Annotated in this window: 1 protein-coding gene; it reads left to right on the top strand. The window is 40.3% G+C overall.

Translation table 11 applies throughout. The features are described 5' to 3' along the window. Window positions 1–46 precede the first annotated feature (46 nt). Window positions 47–517 (top strand): GNAT family N-acetyltransferase, encoded by a 471-nt coding sequence (locus IQP38_RS11835; RefSeq protein ID WP_176311058.1) that lies wholly within the window; start codon window positions 47–49, stop codon window positions 515–517. Window positions 518–650 lie beyond the last annotated feature (133 nt).

Genomic DNA, 650 nt, shown 5'->3' with positions numbered 1-650 from the left:
GGCGTTATGTAGCCGCGAGAGGACGGTAAGTTAAAAGGATTTATATATGTTAAATATTCGGCAAGCTCGCATTGAAGATATCAGTGTTATCAAGAAACTACAGTTTCAGCTTAATGAGTATCATCAAGCAAATTTACCTGATGACTTTTTATCACCGGAAGAAATTGAACAAAAAATAGACCTACACAAGATAATCAAAAGTGAAAGCTCGATTTTTCTGGTAGCCGAAAGCAAAGGGCAGTTAGTAGGTTTTGTTTTTGGTGAGTTATGGGTTCGTAAGTCTTGGACTCTCAAAGAGCGAAAGATCGTAAACGTTGAACAGATTGTTGTGGATTCATGCTTTAGGAGTCAAGGTGTTGGAGTGGCGCTAATAGAGGCATTTGAGGAAAGAGCTATTTCTAACGGCGGAGAAGAGCTGTGGTTAGAAGTATATTCTTTCAATGAATCAGCTCTAGCTTTGTATCGCAAAGCTGGTATTGAGCCCAAGCTCCAAATTGGACAGAAAGCACTAACCTGAAAGTCGGCTACATAACAAATTGTTCAAGAGTGATTCGGCACGCGTAGCATTTTTACTATGCGTTAGTTCTAGTGGTTAAGATGGTATGCGGAAGCTTAGGTATTGCGTGCCTCACACCTTAACAAGGCGTTAT

The organism is Vibrio sp. OPT41 (assembly GCF_015163595.1).
In the GTDB taxonomy this organism is placed as follows: Bacteria; Pseudomonadota; Gammaproteobacteria; order Enterobacterales; family Vibrionaceae; genus Vibrio; species Vibrio alginolyticus.
The sequence above is the reverse complement of the archived record's forward strand: the minus strand, read 5'-3'. Positions and strand labels throughout refer to the sequence as shown.